Source organism: Gilvimarinus gilvus, from assembly GCF_030518155.1.
Taxonomy (GTDB): domain Bacteria; phylum Pseudomonadota; class Gammaproteobacteria; order Pseudomonadales; family Cellvibrionaceae; genus Gilvimarinus; species Gilvimarinus gilvus.
The window spans coordinates 1-375 of the sequence record NZ_JAULRU010000101.1; the positions used below are offsets into that span (position 1 = coordinate 1).

A 375-nucleotide genomic window follows, 5' to 3' on the forward strand; every position below is an offset into this window, starting at 1 on the left:
AGGGCAGCAGTACCGCATGAAATGGTTTACGTGCTGCCGGCCCAAGTAATACCGGCCCCAGATAAGGCAGACAACTAAGATTGCACGGCCCACTGCCAAAACTCAGACCTATGACAAAGGCAGTAAAAACCGCAGCAAGCAGTTCCAGCTCCAGAAATTCAGGCGTCATACCTTATCTTTTTCCTGCCGGTTAAAGCCGACCAGTTTCACTTTATCCCAGCCTGTTTGTGCTTTCTTCCGTTGCTTGAAATAAGCAGGACCGGAACTAAAAACAGGCACACTGAGATAACGCAGCTGCAACACATCCTTGTCCGGGCAAAACTCAACACAACGGCCACACAAGGTGCAATCTGGCAGCGTGATATCGGTCGCCTT

1 protein-coding gene is annotated in these 375 nt (G+C 50.4%); it reads right to left on the reverse strand.

Annotation, left to right across the window (positions count from 1 at the left end):
* Positions 1-165: 165 nt before the first annotated feature.
* On the reverse strand, positions 166-375 hold a 210-nt coding region (locus QWI17_RS00510), incomplete at its 5' end, for a hypothetical protein (RefSeq protein WP_302720540.1).